Origin of the sequence: Methanofervidicoccus abyssi (assembly GCF_004310395.1) — an archaeon.
In the GTDB taxonomy this organism is placed as follows: Archaea; AGJL01; Methanococci; order Methanococcales; family Methanococcaceae; genus Methanofervidicoccus; species Methanofervidicoccus abyssi.
The window spans coordinates 338,731-356,850 of sequence record NZ_BFAX01000004.1 but is presented as its reverse complement, the minus strand read 5'-3'; the positions used below and the strand labels follow the sequence as shown (position 1 = coordinate 356,850).

The 18,120-nt window shown below is 36.0% G+C and carries 18 protein-coding genes, 1 rRNA gene and 1 pseudogene; 14 read left to right on the top strand and 6 right to left on the bottom strand.

All coding sequences use genetic code 11. The annotated features are described in order from the left end of the window. Positions 1-397: ribosomal RNA gene (locus MHHB_RS06500) — 23S ribosomal RNA — on the top strand; the annotation flags it as partial. Between the two features lie 115 nt (positions 398-512). On the opposite strand, the gene MHHB_RS05995 is transcribed toward MHHB_RS06500, so the two are convergent. Beyond that, positions 513-1,397, bottom strand: coding sequence for a triphosphoribosyl-dephospho-CoA synthase (locus tag MHHB_RS05995; protein ID WP_131007749.1), 885 nt, complete (start codon positions 1,395-1,397; stop codon positions 513-515). Positions 1,398-1,529: 132 nt separating this feature from the next. On the opposite strand from MHHB_RS05995, the gene MHHB_RS05990 reads away from it, so the two are divergent. The 10 genes and pseudogenes from MHHB_RS05990 (at position 1,530) to MHHB_RS05945 (ending at position 10,268) form a co-directional block, all read left to right on the top strand. Next, on the top strand, positions 1,530-2,582 hold the full coding sequence (locus tag MHHB_RS05990; RefSeq protein WP_131007748.1) for a CheF family chemotaxis protein: 1,053 nt from the start codon (positions 1,530-1,532) through the stop codon (positions 2,580-2,582). A gap of 81 nt (positions 2,583-2,663) precedes the next feature. Then, positions 2,664-3,038: a response regulator gene (locus MHHB_RS05985; protein WP_131007747.1), complete on the top strand. Its 375-nt coding sequence runs from the start codon at positions 2,664-2,666 to the stop codon at positions 3,036-3,038. Positions 3,039-3,162: 124 nt separating this feature from the next. Beyond that, positions 3,163-3,837 carry a chemotaxis protein CheC gene (locus MHHB_RS05980; RefSeq protein ID WP_229701935.1) on the top strand — a complete coding sequence of 225 codons (675 nt, stop codon included), beginning with the start codon at positions 3,163-3,165 and terminating at the stop codon, positions 3,835-3,837. Between the two features lie 24 nt (positions 3,838-3,861). Further along, entirely contained in the window at positions 3,862-4,467 is a 606-nt protein-coding gene (locus tag MHHB_RS05975; RefSeq protein WP_131007745.1) for a chemotaxis protein CheC, read from the top strand. A 38-nt stretch (positions 4,468-4,505) separates the two neighbouring features. After that, positions 4,506-5,046, top strand: a pseudogene (locus MHHB_RS05970) (tRNA (cytidine(56)-2'-O)-methyltransferase). A 198-nt stretch (positions 5,047-5,244) separates the two neighbouring features. Next, complete coding sequence (dcd, locus tag MHHB_RS05965) at positions 5,245-5,850, top strand: dCTP deaminase (protein WP_131007744.1); 606 nt, start codon at positions 5,245-5,247, stop codon at positions 5,848-5,850. Between the two features lie 19 nt (positions 5,851-5,869). Next, positions 5,870-7,246 carry a PFL family protein gene (locus MHHB_RS05960; RefSeq protein ID WP_131007743.1) on the top strand — a complete coding sequence of 459 codons (1,377 nt, stop codon included), beginning with the start codon at positions 5,870-5,872 and terminating at the stop codon, positions 7,244-7,246. A 100-nt stretch (positions 7,247-7,346) separates the two neighbouring features. Continuing rightward, positions 7,347-8,054 carry a 7-cyano-7-deazaguanine synthase QueC gene (gene queC, locus MHHB_RS05955; protein ID WP_131007742.1) on the top strand — a complete coding sequence of 236 codons (708 nt, stop codon included), beginning with the start codon at positions 7,347-7,349 and terminating at the stop codon, positions 8,052-8,054. A 4-nt stretch (positions 8,055-8,058) separates the two neighbouring features. Beyond that, positions 8,059-8,676: an IMP cyclohydrolase gene (locus tag MHHB_RS05950; protein WP_131007741.1), complete on the top strand. Its 618-nt coding sequence runs from the start codon at positions 8,059-8,061 to the stop codon at positions 8,674-8,676. A gap of 428 nt (positions 8,677-9,104) precedes the next feature. Continuing rightward, complete coding sequence (locus tag MHHB_RS05945) at positions 9,105-10,268, top strand: GMC oxidoreductase (RefSeq protein ID WP_131007740.1); 1,164 nt, start codon at positions 9,105-9,107, stop codon at positions 10,266-10,268. A gap of 101 nt (positions 10,269-10,369) precedes the next feature. On the opposite strand, the gene MHHB_RS05940 is transcribed toward MHHB_RS05945, so the two are convergent. Both MHHB_RS05940 and MHHB_RS05935 read right to left on the bottom strand, forming a co-directional pair. After that, the gene (locus tag MHHB_RS05940) at positions 10,370-10,591 is read right to left on the bottom strand and encodes a histone family protein (RefSeq protein WP_131007739.1); all 222 of its coding nucleotides are present in this window, start codon (positions 10,589-10,591) and stop codon (positions 10,370-10,372) included. A 183-nt stretch (positions 10,592-10,774) separates the two neighbouring features. Next, complete coding sequence (locus MHHB_RS05935) at positions 10,775-11,635, bottom strand: zinc metalloprotease HtpX (RefSeq protein ID WP_131007738.1); 861 nt, start codon at positions 11,633-11,635, stop codon at positions 10,775-10,777. Positions 11,636-11,842: 207 nt separating this feature from the next. Between MHHB_RS05935 and pstS the strand changes: the two genes are divergently transcribed. From pstS to pstA, 3 genes are all read left to right on the top strand, one after another. Further along, a complete protein-coding gene (gene pstS, locus MHHB_RS05930) occupies positions 11,843-12,994 on the top strand; it encodes a phosphate ABC transporter substrate-binding protein PstS (RefSeq protein WP_394342774.1) in 1,152 nt (383 codons plus the stop codon). Positions 12,995-13,079: 85 nt separating this feature from the next. Further along, a complete protein-coding gene (gene pstC / locus MHHB_RS05925) occupies positions 13,080-14,012 on the top strand; it encodes a phosphate ABC transporter permease subunit PstC (RefSeq protein WP_192893834.1) in 933 nt (310 codons plus the stop codon). Then, positions 13,999-14,844, top strand: a complete 846-nt coding sequence (gene pstA / locus MHHB_RS05920; RefSeq protein ID WP_131007736.1) for a phosphate ABC transporter permease PstA — start codon at positions 13,999-14,001, stop codon at positions 14,842-14,844. The genes pstC and pstA overlap by 14 nt, the downstream gene beginning before the upstream one ends. A gap of 99 nt (positions 14,845-14,943) precedes the next feature. On the opposite strand, the gene MHHB_RS05915 is transcribed toward pstA, so the two are convergent. From MHHB_RS05915 to MHHB_RS05905, 3 genes are read right to left on the bottom strand one after another with little or no spacing between them, the layout of a single operon-like run. Next, on the bottom strand, positions 14,944-16,089 hold the full coding sequence (locus MHHB_RS05915) for a DUF2117 domain-containing protein (protein ID WP_326830423.1): 1,146 nt from the start codon (positions 16,087-16,089) through the stop codon (positions 14,944-14,946). Between the two features lie 31 nt (positions 16,090-16,120). Then, complete coding sequence (locus tag MHHB_RS05910; protein ID WP_131007735.1) at positions 16,121-17,341, bottom strand: SufB/SufD family protein; 1,221 nt, start codon at positions 17,339-17,341, stop codon at positions 16,121-16,123. After that, complete coding sequence (locus tag MHHB_RS05905) at positions 17,320-18,057, bottom strand: ABC transporter ATP-binding protein (RefSeq protein ID WP_131007734.1); 738 nt, start codon at positions 18,055-18,057, stop codon at positions 17,320-17,322. The genes MHHB_RS05910 and MHHB_RS05905 overlap by 22 nt, the downstream gene beginning before the upstream one ends. Between the last annotated feature and the right edge of the window lie 63 nt (positions 18,058-18,120).

Below are 18,120 nucleotides of genomic sequence, written 5' to 3'. Positions count from 1 at the left end.
TTTCCCATCCTGGGTCTGCAGCAGGACCCAAGGGTGGGGCTGTTCGCCCATTAAAGGGGATCATGAGCTGGGTTTAAACCGTCGTGAGACAGGTTGGTTGCTATCTGCTGGAGGTGTTGGCTGCCTGAGGGGAAGGTGGTTCTAGTACGAGAGGAACGAACCACCGGCGCCTCTAGTCTATCGGCTGTCCGACAGGGCATGCCGAGCAGCCACGCGCCAAGGGTTAAGGGCTGAAAGCATCTAAGCCCGAAACCCACCCCGAAAATAGGCAGCCATTCCCTTCGGGGACGAGGGCATCCCTAGAAGAGGGGGTTGATAGGCTAGGGATGTAAGCACCGAGGGGTTTTCCCCCGAGGTGTTAAGTCCGCTAGTACTAATCGCCCGAGGGATATACTGGAGTACCTGGACACTTAAAGGTACGGGGGCTTATGGGGCCGAGGTAAAAAGGAAGTAAAAGATATTTTTTTATTATAATAAATATTTATGTATCTAAATATAAAAATATTACATATTTACCAAAGTATTGTGTCCCCCCTGTCTATTCTCTCCAACAGAAATATCATTAAAGACGCTGCAACTATATCTGCAGTAGTACCTGGATTTAACCTATTTCCATTCTTAGAGAGGAAAGTATCAAATTTTTCAATGTCTTCTTTTTTGAACCCATTTTCCTTTATCTTTTTTGCAAATATGGATACTTTTTTCGAAATCTCTAAGTTATTCTTCTTTGCAATCAGGGTGTCAGGATATTTAGACAGGAGATGGATGTATGTCTTAGTCACTGCCCAATTTATATCTCTCTCCTCCTTATAGTAGTATTTCAACAGCTCATAACCTTCAAATGAAATTTTAAACCCTTCACACCACTCCTTAGATATGTTGTCCCACTCAGAAGATATCTTAAACACTTCATAAAGTGTAAGATTCTCCTCAATTAACCTCTGTTTAGCGTCTTCACTTCTGACATCTGGACCCCTCTTTGGAGGATTTAAATTTGGCATGGCTATATTTATGGCATCATAAACATTTAGACTATCTTCCACAGTTGTATTCTTCGATAAATGTATCATTTCTTCCTTTAATCTACCACTGTCAAAGTTATCTATATTTCCAGCTCCCATTGCTATGGGCACATGTAGCATAATTATACCCAAGTTTGCATTGGAGGGAGACCATTTCCTCGACTGAATAACTGCCATTTTTATATATCTACCAACATTTCCATTATCTCGAGCAGCTTTATATATCACATCACCAAAGGCTATGCCTGAAGTGAGAAAGTGATGATACTTTATATCTGAGAAATCCCTGTATCTATGGACATTTCCAGGTTTGAAACTACTAACTTCTAGGGAACATGCTATCTGAGAACTTTTCATTATATCCCAAGGATTCATAATACCACCAAAAATAGGAAAATTTAAATATAATCTAAAAGTTTATATTGGTATTTCGATAACTAATATAATAAAGATAATTATAAAAAAGAATTATTTAAAAAAATATAAAATTTTTTGAGTGTGGTTTTCATGGCGAAAACTACTTCTAAAGAAGTTGCAAAATTTGAAGGTAAAGGTATTATAATAAATCATTACACTTTAAGAGATCCATTTACTAAGTGGAGCAAAGTTAAAATAACATTATATACCGATAGAATTTTATTCGAATTTGAAAATAAATCTATTGAAGCTGAATTGAAGTATATAGTAGATGTAGGTGCAGAGTTACCTAGAAGGGCAATAGAAATTGCAAAAAGTACCTTAGATGATATAAAGTATTACTCTTCTATAACTATACAGTTACCAGATAGTGACAAAGATATTATAGGGTTTGCACCTGAAACCTCACTGTATGGGAAGACACTTATAAACTCTTTTTTAAAGAAGGTATTCTACCTCCTGTTAAATAAAAAAGAGGTTAAAGTACAGTACGGAGTTATCAAGGGAGGTTCCGTAGACCCCTCGGCAAAGTGGGAAGATGGTATATTGGTATTTGCTCAGAGGCCTGTAAAGAAGGGATTAAAAGTAGTTAACGAATTAATTTTAGCAGTTGCAGTGACCTCGGGAAGAAAACCAAAAGTATACAACTTATTTAGTAATTTAGAGTCTATCTCACTTGAGCAGAAAACTGTAGAAAACGAAGAATTAACTGTATTGGAGATAAAACAGATGAAAGATGGTGAAACTGTAACTTCATACATCTACATCCCTGAGAGGGAGAGGTTGTTTGTTCTTAGATATATTGCTACCTTAACAAAGTATGGAAAACTTGTTAAAAACTTACTCCCTAAAACAGAAGATGAGTTGATATCCCAGTTGGCTTCTGAAACTTGGAGTGGAGACAGGATAAAGAGTGAAGTGGAACAGTTAGAACCTGAAGAACAGGAAATACTAACAGCACTGTATACAGGAATTTCTTCCCTTGAATTACCGAATGTAATGGGATTAGATGTTGATGAAGTGGAACGAATACTGGATAGGTTAATCGATAAGGGATATCTTAAATTGGTAAGGATAAGAAAAGAGACTGAATTAACAGAAAAAGGTAGAGCAATTACCAACTACATTATATCTAACTTCTAAATCTCCTAAAAAATATATATTATAAATTCTTCTTATGATTATAACAATTTGTTTTATAGAACAATAACAGTTGGTGAAAAGATGGTAAAAATTGTACGTACATTGGTAGTAGACGACTCAGCCTTTATGAGAAATATTCTTAAGAAGATCCTATCCTCCACAAATAAATACGTCGTAGTAGGTGAAGCATCTAATGGTAAGGAGGCTATTGAGAAAGCTAGAGAGCTAAAACCTGATCTAATAACTATGGATATTGTGATGCCAGAACTTGATGGTATAGAAGCCACAAGAAGAATAAAAAAAGAATTTCCAGACATAAAGATAGTTATGTGTACTTCTGTGGATCAGGAAAAAAAGATGATTGAGGCCATAGAAGCTGGAGCAGATGGATATATTGTAAAACCATTTCAGGCACCAAAAATTTTAGAACAACTTAACAAATTATTCCCAGATTAAGAACGATACTTTTATATCTTTATTTTTATTAACTTTTTATTAATATAATTACAAAAAAATTTCAATAGGGTTTTATATGAAACGGGGTAATTTGTATATCTCACCAAAATCTTGGGAAATTATAATGGAAAGTATAATCAACGAAGAAATAATGGGTAGTAGTAATTCAGACAGAAACAGTAGATTTAATTTTGTTAAAAACTTTTATTTATCGGGATTAAGTAAGATTGAAGAAGTTGGTAAATGTGCTGCTAAAAAAGCTGCCGATTTTATATCAAATCTAACTGGTAACCCTGTTGAAATAGGTGTAGTAAATGTCATGCTTATTACACCTTTTGAAATTAAAAAAGAGTTAAAGGATGAAGAGAAGATATTCACAGGTATAAAATTTAGTGGTGAGATTAAAGGAGTAGGAGTTTTAATATTCTCCGAAGAGTCTGCTCTAAAACTTTCAAAATCCATGTTAGTAGAGATGGGAATGGATGATGGTAGTGAAGACAACATACTTGATGATATGAAAATCTCTGCTATAAATGAAGCATGTAATTTAATAATATCTGCCTATGTGGATACCTTGGCTAATTTTATGAATACTTCACTAAATATGTCACCTCCATCTTTCATCAAAGGTCCAGAGAGAGAGATAATGGAGAAAATATTCAAAGATAACAATACTGGTGATAACGATATAATCTTAACCTTTAAGTCTGAACTGTTTTCCCAGGGAATAGGTTCTGGTTTTGAAGTTTTAATAATAATGCCTCCAGATTCATTAAACACACTGTTCCAGAAGATATAATTTCTTTCGTTATTGGGGGATAGTATGGGTATTTTAGAATCCATGAGAAGGCTTATAAATATTGGTAGGGAAGCATCAGAGAATATTGCTAAATCCTTCACTGAATTAACAGGGGAAACAACAGATGTCCAATTTTTAGGTGTAAGGTTCACCCCCTTGGAGTTTCTAGCTGAGCAGTTTGACGATAGAATATACAAAGTTGTTCGTATTGACTTTGAAGGGGTTCTTACAGGCAAATCTCTGATGTTACTACCTGAAGAAGATGCTGTAAAGCTAGAGAAAATGCTACTTATTGATATACTATGGGACAGTTTAGTAAATAGGTCTGAGTTACCAGATTATAAAGAAATGGAAGTTTCTTTAATGGGAGAAGTGGCCAATATAGTTGTAGCATCTTTTTTAAATGTTTTTGCAAATGCCCTCAACAGTGAGATAAACATAACAACACCTGAATTTGTTAAAGATAGTGGATTCTCAGTTGTTGAATCGTTAGTTGTGGAAATGGCAGAGAAGATAGATATAGCCTTGATCTTTGATAACAAAATCACCATATTGGAAAAATATCCTATAAATTGTAATATATTGATTTTAATAGATCCTGAGACTATAGAACAACTGGACAATCTTTAATATCTTACTTTTTTATACTTTTTTATAAGGTGTGTTTTATGGTTGTAGAGGTATTGAGGTTGGGGCATAGGGGGGAGAGGGATAAGAGGGTATCTACTCATGTGGCATTAACTGCCAGGGCATTAGGGGCAGATAAGATTCTATTTACCTGTGAAGATGAACATGTAAGAGAAAGTATAAATAAGGTTGTGGAGAACTGGGGGGGGTAACTTCAAATTTGAAGTTGTTGAATCTTGGAAATGGTATATGAAGGATTTTAAAAAGAGGGGAGTTGTAGTACATCTAACTATGTACGGCGAGAGTATAAATGAGAAAATAGATAGTATAAGGGAAATTCTTAGAGAGGGGAAAGATATATTGGTGGTAATTGGAGGGGAGAAAGTACCAAAGGAAACCTATGAGTTAGCAGATTACAACATCTCCATAGGTAATCAACCCCATTCAGAGATTGCTGCCCTCGCTGTATTTTTGGATAGATTGTTTGAAGGGAAAACTCTCTATAGAGATTATCCCGATGCTAAGATAAGAGTTATTCCATCGGAGAAGAAAAAGGTTGTTGTTAGGAGAGATTCACCTTAATTTCCATCAAAAATAATAATGTAAAATAATAAGACTAAGGGTAATAAAAAAATAAAAAATTTCCAGATAAGCTGAATTTATTAAAAAGTGGATAATAACTTCTTTCTGTTTTAGCCATTTCTTAGTGTTTTTGAGTGGATTTTTATAAATAACTATTATAAATAGAGAAGTATTATTCTCTTTATATTGGTGAAGGTTATGATATTAAGTGATAGAGATATTCTCCACTATATAGAGTTAGGGGAAATATCTATAGATCCTTTTAATCCAGATTTTCTTGGGCCTTGTTCCTACGACGTTACTCTTGGAGATGAGTTTATCGTATATAAGGATGAAGTATACGATCTAAAAAGGGAACTGGATCATGAAAAATTTAAGATAAAAAGAGCTATAATGGTATGTCCTCTATGCTACAGGTTAGATGAAGATAAAATAGAGTACTATAAAGAGAAATATAACGTAGATGTGGTGATGAACAGGGGAATACTCGGTACTACTATGGAATACATAAGACTCTCCAATAACATATGTGCCCAATATCAGGGGCGAAGTTCCTTTGGTAGAGTATTTCTACAGTCTCATCAAACTGCTGGCTGGATAGATGCTGGATTCAGGGGGAGGATAACCTTAGAGATAGTAGCTTACGATAAACCTGTTATACTCTATAAGGGACAGAGGATAGGGCAGTTGATATTCTCAAAGACAACTTCCCCTGTAAATGTTGGCTACTGTGATAGGAAGAACTCCAAGTATGGAGGACAGGAATCTGTAACACCATCTCTTATATTCAGGGAGTTTAAATAAGAGAATTTCGGGGGAGAGAATGTACGTTCCAGAGGAGATACTTGAAACTGTTAGAATGATAGAGTACGAGAATCTAGATATCAGGGCAGTTACAATGGGTATAAATCTAAAGGACTGTGTCTCCGAGGATATAGATAAACTGAGAGAGAACATATACGAGAAGATAGTATCAAAAGCTAAGAATCTTGTAGAGGTATCTGAGAAGGTATCTAAGAAGTACGGCATTCCAATAGTTACAAAGAGGGTTGCAGTTACACCTATCAGTATAATAGTAGGAGGTTCTATAAAGGGACTGGATGAGAAGGAAGCTATTAAGGAGTGTGTAAAAGTAGGAGAAACCTTAGACAGGGCTGCCAAGGATATAGAGGTAGATTTTATTGGTGGATACTCTGCACTTGTCCATAAAGGTATAACCTGGGAGGAAAAGGTAATTATAGACTCCATCCCCCATATGATGAGTAGAACTAAGAGGGTATGTTCTTCGGTGAATGTGGCAAGTACTAAAACTGGAATAAACATGACTGCCATAAAGAGGATGGGGGAGATAATCAAGGAAACTGCAGAGATGACAGAGAACGCTATCGGATGTGCCAAGTTAGTGGTATTTGCAAATGCACCTGAAGACAACCCCTTTATGGCAGGAGCCTTCCATGGTGTAGGAGAGGGAGATGTGGTAATAAACGTGGGAGTGTCAGGACCTGGTGTTGTAAGGGCAGTCGTCGAGAAATTGAAAGGAGAGGATATAGGTACCTTATATAACGAGATTAAAAAAACTGCCTTTAAAATCACGAGGGTTGGAGAACTTATAGGTAGGGAGGTGTCAAAGGAGTTAAATGTTTCCTTTGGAATCGTGGATCTCTCTCTTGCTCCGACACCTACAAAGGGAGACAGTGTAGCAAACATACTAGAGGCTATGGGTTTAGAGAGATGTGGAGCTCATGGGACAACTGCAGCACTTGCAATCTTAAATGATGCAGTTAAAAGAGGAGGTGTTATGGCGGCAAGTTATGTCGGGGGTTTAAGTGGTTCATTTATTCCAGTAAGTGAAGATGCAGGAATGATAAGGGCTGTAGAAGAAGGGGCTCTAACTTTGGAGAAGTTAGAGGCAATGACATCTGTATGTTCAGTAGGGCTGGATATGATAGCTATACCTGGGAAGACTCCCGCTTCTACCATATCTGCCATAATAGCAGATGAGATTGCAATTGGAGTAATTAACATGAAAACTACTGCAGTTAGAATAATACCTGTACCAAATAAAGACGTTGGGGATTACGTAGATTACGGTGGATTGTTAGGTAAGGCACCTATAATGGCTGTAAATGAGTACTCCGCTGAAGAGTTTATAAAGAGGGGTGGTAGAGTACCTTCTCCTATACATTCTTTGAGGAATTAATTGATTACCTAGTGTTATAAAAAATTAAAAATGATAATAATTATATTAAAATTATGAATAAATATCTCAAAGGGGAGCAAAATCTTATGAGGGATATTTCATGGTAAAAGTATGTGTCTTAAGTGGAGGTTTAGACTCTACAGTGGCTACCTTGGTAGCGAAATCAGAAGACGACGATGATATATATACCTTAACCTTCGACTATGGACAGAGAGCTGCACTTAGGGAGATAAACTCTGCAAAAAAAATATCAGAGATATTAGGTGCAAAACATAAGATCGTTAAACTTCCATTCCTAAAGGAGTTTGGAGGAAGTGCCTTGACAGATAGAAATAAAACTGTTCCAAAATTAAAGGAAGATGATCTAGACGACCTGGAAAAAACTAAGGAAACTATGAGGGCTGTATGGGTACCTGGGCGTAATATAGTTATGTTCTCAATAGCTTCCAGTTTTGCAGAATCTCTTGGAGGAGGTAAAGTATATACAGGGTTAAACAAAGAAGAGGGTATCACATTTCCAGACAACACCTTAGAGTTTGTAGATAGATTTAACAGTCTCTTGAAGTACGGTACTATAAGAGATATTAAACTGGTAGCACCTCTCTACAACTTAGATAAAAGTGAGATTGTAAAATACGGTAGGAAACTTGAGGAGAAACTTGGGGTGGAAGTTTTAAAGTACAGTTACTCCTGTTACCATGACAACGGAGAGGATTTCCTACACTGTGGAACCTGTGAGAGTTGTATCAGAAGAAAAAGGGCATTTAAAGAGGCAGAAGTTGAAGACCTCACTAAGTATCTGAGGTGATACTATTTACATAGGTAGGTTTTTAGTCATAGGGAGAACAGAGAATGGAAAGGCATTTATTTCTTACAGGGTATCCAGTAGAAGTTTTCCAAATAGGAAGGCTGTATTGAGGGATAATACAGTTACCATAATACCTGAGAACATAGAAGATATCTTCAAAAACCCCTATATTATGTATAACGCCTTAAAGGTTGTAGGGAACTGTATAGTTGCAACTAATGGCTCCCATACCGATATTATAGGAGATAAAATAGAGATGGGATTTCCAGTAAGGGATGCCCTTATATACTCCCTTGCTACCATGGATTACGAGAAGGATAAGTATAAAACCCCCCGGATAGGAGGAGTTTTATATAATAGGGAAGAAGGATACTTGGGATATGTCTCAGATAGAGATATACGAGTGTGTAAAGTATCTCTAAGGGATGGAACAGGATATTATCTTGGTACATATGGAGCCTGTAGTATCTCAGAGAATCAGAGAATGGCTGTAGTTGGAGAGACGCCAAGAGATATCTGCAAATATATTCTAGAGTATAGGGAGTTTGAGCATCCAGTATGTTGTGCAACTGCTCTTATAGATAGGAACAAAATAGAAATAGATGTTTTCAATTTGAGATAACAGTTAATTAATACTGAACAACAACTAAAAAAATATCATCCCTAATTATAAAAAATAATAAAATTAAAAAGAATATTCTGTCAATTAAGAATTTAACTTTTTCAAGTAAACCAGGAACATTTCCAGGAATATATTTCTGGACACCGAGATAAAAACTGAAAAATCCTATTTGTTGATATCTACAGTTATACCTGAAATTTTTTGAGGTTTTATATTTAGTGATGATAGGTTTTTTTATTTTTTATCTTATTATTATTATTTTTATTAATATATTATTTTTTATTGTTTTTAATAGGAACTAGAATTTTTATCAATGTTGTTTTCCTCTCCTCAAATGCAATGTAATATATAAATACGACTACTATTACAGTGTGATGCTAAAAATATTTATGTTATTGATACCGATAGAACTGATATAAGGGATAACTGTGTACCATTTTATTATAATAGGATCTGGAGTAGGAGGTAGTACTCTATTTAAGGAGTTAAATAGGAAATACCCTAATAAAAGAATATTGTTGTTAGAAATGGGAGATAATAGGATGAAGTACAACATTATTAAGGGAGAAATCCATGTGTTATATATAACTTCCCTTGGTGGTTCAGGACTGGGTGCAGTTGGAAACGCCATTAGAATAGATCTAAGAAAGGTTGGTATAAAAGACAGTGAAATATACGAGGAGATTGAAAGGGAGTTAAATGTAAGAGAAGTGCCAGATAACTATATTAACGAAGGAAGTAGGCTCTTATTTGACTACGGATTTAAAAGAACTCCAAAGTTTATAGATTTTGAGAAATGTACCTCTTGTGGAATGTGTGCAAGGAAACCATGTCCCTTTAAATGGACTCCTCTAAGATTTTTAAGAACTTCAAATCCCTACAGCAAGATACTCTTTAACTTTTATGTCTTTTCACTGAATAAAAAAGGAGGTATCTTTACAGTTGAAGGGTACCATCTATTAACTGGAAAAAGAATGGTATTCCAGGGAGAGAAGGTTATAGTATGTGGTGGAGGTATCAACTCTCCGAGGATACTATCCAGTATATTAGATAACGAACATTTAGGAAAAAACTTATTTGTAGATACTTTCATTACAGTTGGTGGGATATTGAAGAATTGCAACTTAGACAGATCTATACCCATGGCTCTCTATAAAATATACAGTGGGTTTCTACTGTCACCTCATTACTCTGTACTTCTCTACCGTAGTATAAAAAGAGAGAAAAAAGATGTAAATACCAAAGATATTTACGGTATAATGGTGAAGATAAGGGATGAAGGAAAAGGATATGTAAAAGGAGATAGAGTATATAAAGGTGTAACTAAGAGAGATGAGAAACTACTTTCAAAGGGTATAAAAAAAGCTTCAGATATACTCCAAGCTATGGGTGTTGAAAAAGTATACAAAACTATACTTAGGGGATCTCATCCTGGAGGTACCTGCGCCATGGGTAAAGTGGTAGATAAAAACTTCAAAACTGAGATAGAGGATCTCTATGTCTGTGATGCCTCGGTATTTCCAGAATCTCCAGGTTTACCACCTATTCTTGGAATAATAGCAATGGGTAAAAAATTAGGGAGTATTTTATAAGTATCTATCTAAGTACTGAGGATTGGAAGAGCCTTCTCCGACAGGGGGTTATAATTTAAGTGCTAAAAAATATATCAAAAAAATAAAAAATGTTAAAAAGGTTATTTACACTTGTTTATTACCATTTTCAAAGCCATTTTTACATCTTCAGCTTTAACAGTCTTCCTGTTGGCATGTTTTGCCAGCTCTGTGGCTCCTTTAGCAATCTCCATTGCGATATCTTCTAGGGCCTCAACTAATAACTTTGCAGCCTTTTCACTAACTCTCTCTGCACCGGCCCTTTTCAATATCCTTGCCACTGGTGCAACTGGAAGTTCTGACATCTCATCACCTCATATACTTTATGTTTTTAAGTTTAAAAGAGGATATATATAAATTTTTCGGAAATAAACGTTATTCTAACAGTATATCAAATATTGTAACTTCCTGTTAATCTACGGTACATACTGTTTAATGCGCACCTATATTATTAGGATACCCTGCATCTCAATGAAGGTCTTCATCTGTTACCGTAGATATTTTGGATTTCTTGCCATTTCAAGGAGCCTCTTTACCCTTTCCTCTGTTGGTGGGTGTGTGGAAAATAGTCTCAATATACTTTCTTCTCTAAAGGGATTTACTATAAAAAGATGTTCTGTTGCTGGGTTCCCTCCTTCTAGTGGATACATACTTACTCCCTTTTCAAGTTTAATTAATGCATTTGCCAGATAGAGTGGATGGGAATATCTAGCCCCTCCCTCATCTGCACGGAACTCCATCTGTCTAGAGATGGCAAACTGTATAAGAGTTGCAGCGATTGGTGCCAATATTATAAAGAGTATAGAACCAATAAGCTCTAAGGGATTACTCTCATCTTCATCTCTACTGAATCCAAAGAACAGTCCCCACTGGGCTATATGTGCAAGATATACAATAGCCCCTGCGAGTACAGCTACTATGGAACTTAGAAGGATGTCCCTATTTTTTATATGGCTTATTTCATGGGCTATTACTCCTTCTAATTCCTTCGGGTCGAGTAAATCCATAATTCCTGTGGTAACTGCCACTACAGCATGTTTTGGATCCCTTCCAGTTGCAAAGGCGTTTGGTGTCATAGTATTTATTATAGCAACCTTTGGTTTAGGAATACCTGCCTTTCTTGCTACCTTTTCTACAATTCTATGGAGAGCTGGAGCCTCCTTCTCATCTACAATTTTTGCCCCATAACTCATAAGTACTATCTTATCACTGAAAAAGTAGGCAATAAAGTTAGGTATCAGTGCAATTATTATTGCAAGTAAAGGATGAATATTAAATAGTAAACATGCTCCATAAAGTAATCCTGTTAATAGAGCCATCAATATTACTGTTTTCAATGTAGTGATCATGTTATCCCTCATATTCTATATTTTATAATTTTATTTTATAATTTTCCTGATAGTAGCTTATATAGGTAAACATTAATAAAATTTTATTTTTTATTTTTTTAGTTCATATTTTGCGAATTATTTGTTCTATATAGAAAACTTTATATACTATTATATGATCTAAATTTATATGTCAAAATATCAAAAATCAGAAAAGATTTGGGTGATATGTTGAAAAAAGGGGTTGTTTTACTTTTAGGGGTTCTTCTCATTATCCCAATAGTCTCCCTAAGTGGGTGTATGAGCACTGAGAAAAATACCCAACCTCAAGAGACTACAACTACCACTACTCCTAAAACCCCTATTACAATTAGAACCACTGGAGCAACATTTCCAAAATATCAGATAGAGAAATGGATAGCAGAGTATCAAAAGATAAATCCAAATGTAAAGATTGAATATGAAGGAGGAGGTAGTGGACACGGGCAAGAGGCCTTTTTAAAGGGTCTTACACAGATTGGAAGATCCGATCCACCGGTAAAAGAGGATATGTGGAAGAAATTCTTAGAAACTGGTGATCAGCCATTACAGTTCCCAGAAATCGTAGGAGCTGTAGTAATAACCTATAACATCCCAGAAATTGGAGACCATACCTTAAAGTTAAGCAGAGATGTACTGGCAGATATATTCTTAGGAAAGATCGAATACTGGGACGATGAGAGGATAAAAAAGTTAAACCCAGATATCGCAGATAAACTACCACATAAGAAGATAATAGTTATACACAGAAGTGATAGTAGTGGTACCACAGATATATTTACAACATTCTTGAGTATGATAAGTAAAGAGTGGGCTAATGAAGTGGGAAGTGGGAAATCTGTAAACTGGCCAGTTGATAAGATGGGTAGAGGGGTCGCAGGAAAAGGTAACCCCGGTGTAATCAATATATTAAAAAATACTAAGTACAGTATAGCATATACAGAATTGTCATATACAATCGAGAACAATCTTCCAACAGCCGCTATAGAAAACAGAATGGGCAAGTTTATCAAACCTACCCCAGAAACAATCAAAGCAGCTGTTGCAGGTGTTAAAGCCTACATACCAGATCCTACGGAAGGATACAAGGAGAATACGAAACAGTTGTTAGACGCTCCTAGTGAAAACGCCTATCCAATAGTGGCATTTACACACTTCCTAGTATGGGAGAATAAAGACCACAAACACTACACTCCAGAAGAAGCAAAAGCTATTAAGGATTTCCTAAGGTGGGTATTAACTGAGGGACAAAAACCAGAGTACCTCGCTCCAGGATATGTAGGATTACCAAAGGATGTTGCAGAGATTGGATTGAAAGCTGTAGATATGATAAAAGAATAAATACTTTTCTTTTTTATTTTTAATATTTTATACATTAATAAATCTTTTTTTTTAATCAATAAAATTAATAAGAAGGTTGATAGTTATGAATAAGATTTTAAAAAACTTCGATGGGTTTAAGTTAATAACAACACCTGCAATTATAGTAGTGTTTCTGTTATTTGCCTCAATGTTGGTATTTTACTTTGTATCTTCATATCCAGCTATTGAGAGATACGGTATAGATCTCTTTATAAAAAATGTATGGATAGCAGCTGAAGAGGCCAGTAAAGAGGTATATGGACTGGCAGCTCCTATATGGGGAAGTATATACACTTCAATAATTGCTGTAATATTTGCAGTTCCTATCTCTATAGCCTATGCTATCTATGTAAATGATTACGCTCCTCAAAAGTTAAAGTATCCTTTGATAGTAATATCAGATATAATGGCGGGACTACCTACTATCATATACGGTATATGGGGAGCACTTATACTTATTCCATTACTTAGGGATTATATTATGAAGTTTTTATACGAAAATTTCTCCTTTATACCTCTTTTCAGTTATCCACCAATAACAGGATATTGTTACCTATCTGCAGGTATCCTTCTGGGGATTATGGTTATACCCTTTGCCACTGCTATTATCAGAGAAGCTTATGCTATGATACCGACAGTGTACAAAGAAGGACTCTACGCATTAGGAGCCACGAGATACGAGGCCACAAAAGTTTTAATAGGTTATATCAAACCTGCCATTCTTTCAGGATTTATCTTGGCATTTGGTAGGGCTCTTGGTGAAACAGTTGCAGTATCCTTAGTTATAGGTAACTCTTTCAATTTAACCTACAAGTTATTTGCTCCGGGATATACTATCTCTTCTCTGATAGCAAATCAGTTTGGAAATGCATCTATATACCAATACATGACTCCTACACTGTATGCAGGAGGATTGGTACTGTTCCTTATAGGACTTGTAGTAAATATAATAGGGCTATACTATCTCAAGAGGTGGAGATCCCATGTTTCACACTGAATATAAAAAGTTAAGAATATTAAAGGAGAAGGTGTTTTTATTTACTATTGGGGCTCTAACACTATTGGCTATACTGCCTCTCTTCCATATAATCATATCTATGTTTTTAAGAGGTGGCCCAGTAATTGCAGAAAGGGGTTTCTCCTTTATAACTGAAACCTTTAGTAATGGTGGTATTGGACCAGCTATTGTAGGTACTCTTATCTTAACATTTATGGCAACTATAATTGGAGTACCCCTGGCATTTCTTGCTGGAACTTATGCCTATGAGTTCCCAGAGAGTTTTGTTGGTAAAGCTACAAAGGTTCTACTTCAGATAATGTTAGAATTTCCAACTATCCTTGTAGGTACCTTTATAGCAGGAGTTGTTGTATTTCCCATGGGAACCTACTCTGCCTTAGCTGGAGCCTTGGCATTGGCAATAATCCTCATACCTTACGTGGCAGTCTATACAGAAGAAGCTATGGCAGAGATCCCTAAGATATACAAAGAAGGTGGATATGCCTTAGGATGTACAAGGATGCAGGTTATTTTTAAAGTTATTACAAGAATGGCTAAAAAGGGAATATTAACTGGAATACTTATAGGTATGGCTAAGATTGCTGGAGAGACAGCTCCTTTGCTATATACTGCTGGAGGTCTTTACGAATCCTATCCCACTAGCCTATTTGAACCAATTGGAGCACTTCCTCTTTTAATCTACAACTTGATTCAAAGCCCATCCCCTGAAGATCATAAGATGGCCTGGGGAGCAGCCCTCGTTATGTTGATCATATTCTTAGGTATATTTGTGCCTATAAGGTACTATTTAAAAAAGGATATAAAAATTTAATAAAATTTAAATAATAATTAATTATTACAACTCAATTTCATCAATGTAATAATTATAAAAATTATTAATTAAAAAAAGAATTGCTATATTTCCTTTATATCAAAAATTTAGAATCTCATAATCAACCTTATATTTCTTCAGTAGATCAATTACATATTTTAAAATACAATCATAATTTAACTTCCTACCTTTTAAGTGTTCCATCAACAGTTTTCCAACTTTGGAACACCTCCAGTTTTTCACTAGAAAGATCTTTGAACCTTCAGTTAGTCTCATATCCTCCACTAACTTATGCCTGTATATATCTTTATCAACTATTCCTACCACTTTAACGCTGAATCTACTAAGGATACTACCTAAGATCAACGTAGTATCACTACCTATGGCAATTACAGTGGAAATATTCTTGTTCTTCAACTCTCCTAAGATATCAATATCTCCTCTATCAACAATTAATATATCTCCCAGAAGATTATCTGATGTAAATTTCTTTCTATCAATGTCCCTAAAAGAACCTTTCCTTAAAACTCCTGTTTTTACAATAGCATTTTTCAGATCTACGTATCTTAACCTTTCTACCCCATCTTTTTTTATCTCTCCATTTATGATCTCAACTATCTTACCCATCTCTGATATTAACACAACGGGACTCTTTAGAACTCTTCCTACTACAATCCCATTTACCAATATATCTTCCCCAGGATCAACTGTGTCTATCCTCCTAAAAACCTTGTTTCCTTTCTCCCATACAGATAATCTACCCTCTACACACTTCTCAACTTCTAAACCTAATCTCTCAGATATATAAGATACTAAAGTAGCTAAGATCTTCTTGATATCTTCACTACAATATTCCCTGTTCCATACTAAGATACTCCCGTCTTTTTCTCCGGGCCTCTCTATCTGTATCACAGGTTTATCTATCTCTGCCCTCTTTACCACCATCCTCCCAAAGGTATGTCCTGTCTCCTTAGATTTACCGTAGTTTAGTAAAAGTAGTATGTCTCTGTCTTTTAATCTCCTTAAACATTGGGATGGATAAAGCCTCTCCGATATATCGATAACATCCTCCAGTCCCCTATCGATAACTGCAACCCTTCCCATATTCCCTCCAACCTTGGCAGTTACCTCAATATCTACATCGTAGATCTCTGAAAACTCCCTAAGTATATCAAGGATCCTTTCTGCATAGCCACTATCTACTATCCTCGGTCCATGGACAACTACACCAATGTTTATACCCATATAGAAAACCTCTGAAAATATTAACTACTATTTACAACCCCTCGAGTGTCATATCCATTATTCTCCCCACAGCCTTAGCAAGTGTTGGAGGAAGTCCAGAAAAGTCCATACTTAAGAAACCTTTGATAATAAGAGATACTGCTTCATCCTCTGTAAGTCCTCTGGACATGAGATATATCAACTGTTCCTCAGCAATCTTTCCAACTGCCGCTTCATGGGAAAGATCTATATTGGACCTCTTTGCATCTAACTCGGGGACTGCGTATAGACGAGCATTATCTGATATTATCAACCCCTTACACTCAAGATGTCCCTTTATTCCTTCTCCTTCACCAACTAACCTGCCCCTGGCTATAACCTCTGAGTCATCATCTGCTATAGATCTAGAGACAATATCTGCTCTACTGTCTTTTCCAGAAAGTATCACCTTAGAACCGAGATCTATCTTTGATTCTTTCTTCCCATAAACTACAGTCTGAATTGTAGCTTTTGAGTTTTCCCCAGTACAGTACACAGTTGGATAGCTCTGTATAGATTTTACAGGAGTAATTATAATGTAGTTATTTATAAACACTCCGTTATCTTCGATATATACTCCAGTCCTAGATCTTACATGGACGCTCTCTCCCCAGTCATGTATCATGGTGTATGTTAACTTTCCGTTCTTTTTTATATAGAACTCAGATACTGCTACATGCAATCCAGATTTTACATGGGGGGAAGTTGCACAGCCTGTAATAATATTCAACTCTGCACCTTCCTCAACTACCACTATGTTATGGACATTCTGTGATGTGTTTTCCTTACCAATCAGTAGACACGTCTGGAGAGGCATAGTCTCTTTAACTCCCTTAGGCACTCTTATGAAGAACCCCCCCGTTCTCTCCAGTGCAACCCTCGCTGTATATTTATCCTTTATCTCTACTATGTTCCAGAAGTAATCATCTAGATCGTATTTTTTCAGAGCCTCTGATATAGGTATAACCTCCACCTTAGACTTAGCCCTTGTATAGACAACGTCGTTGTTTATCTGTAGGTAGGAACCTGAGACATCTTTCTCTTTGGTGTCAATACCTATGTTCTCCAACTTAGCCCTCTCTTCCCCACTGAGATCCTCTAAGGAGTTTATCTCTATCTTACTCTCTTCTATTTTATACTCACTAAGATCTATATCTTCTCCATGGGGTGCCGGGACATTTCTGTACTTCTCCGCAGTTCTCCTTATCTTTTCTAATTTCTCTTTTGATAGCATACTATACACCTCTCGTATCCGTACTTTATTATGGTGTTGAGCATCTCCTCTGGACCTCCTGAGCAGGCTATTATCCCGTTGTAGAGCACATGGGCCCTATCTACATTTATAAACTCCAGTATATGCCCCATATGAGTAATTATTAAACCAGATTTCTTCCTATCTGCAGGTTTTTTGTCCTTGTCAAGAAGGTGATTTATAACTCTTCCTAAGAGTTTGATCTTCTCTACATCCACTCCACTGTCAGGCTCATCGAACATTATAAAATCTGGATTCTGGGCAAATATTTGTAATATTTCAGATCTCTTAACTTCCCCTCCTGAAAAACCAACATTGGTATCTCTATCTAAGAAATCCTTAAAGTTCAATATCTCTGCCATTCTTTCTATCTCTTCCCACTTCACCTTAGAGATTATTTTTAAAAGATCTCTCAACTTTACTCCAGGTACCCCAGGTGGGTTTTGATAGGCTAATCCTATACCAAGTTTCGCCCTCTCGTATATAGGCATATCAGTTATATCCCTACCTTTGAAGTATATACTTCCCTCTACTACTTTGTACTTTGGATTTCCTATGATGGTATTTATCAGTGTAGATTTTCCCGCTCCATTTGGACCAAAGAGTACATGGACTTCTCCAATGTTTATATTTAAGTTAATATCTTTAAGTACAATCTTATCTTCCACCTTTACAGATAGATTCTCAATGGATAACATGATCCCCCCAATTATCTTGTATTTCAGTTATTTCAGTTATGAATAAGTGAAGAAGCGCGATTC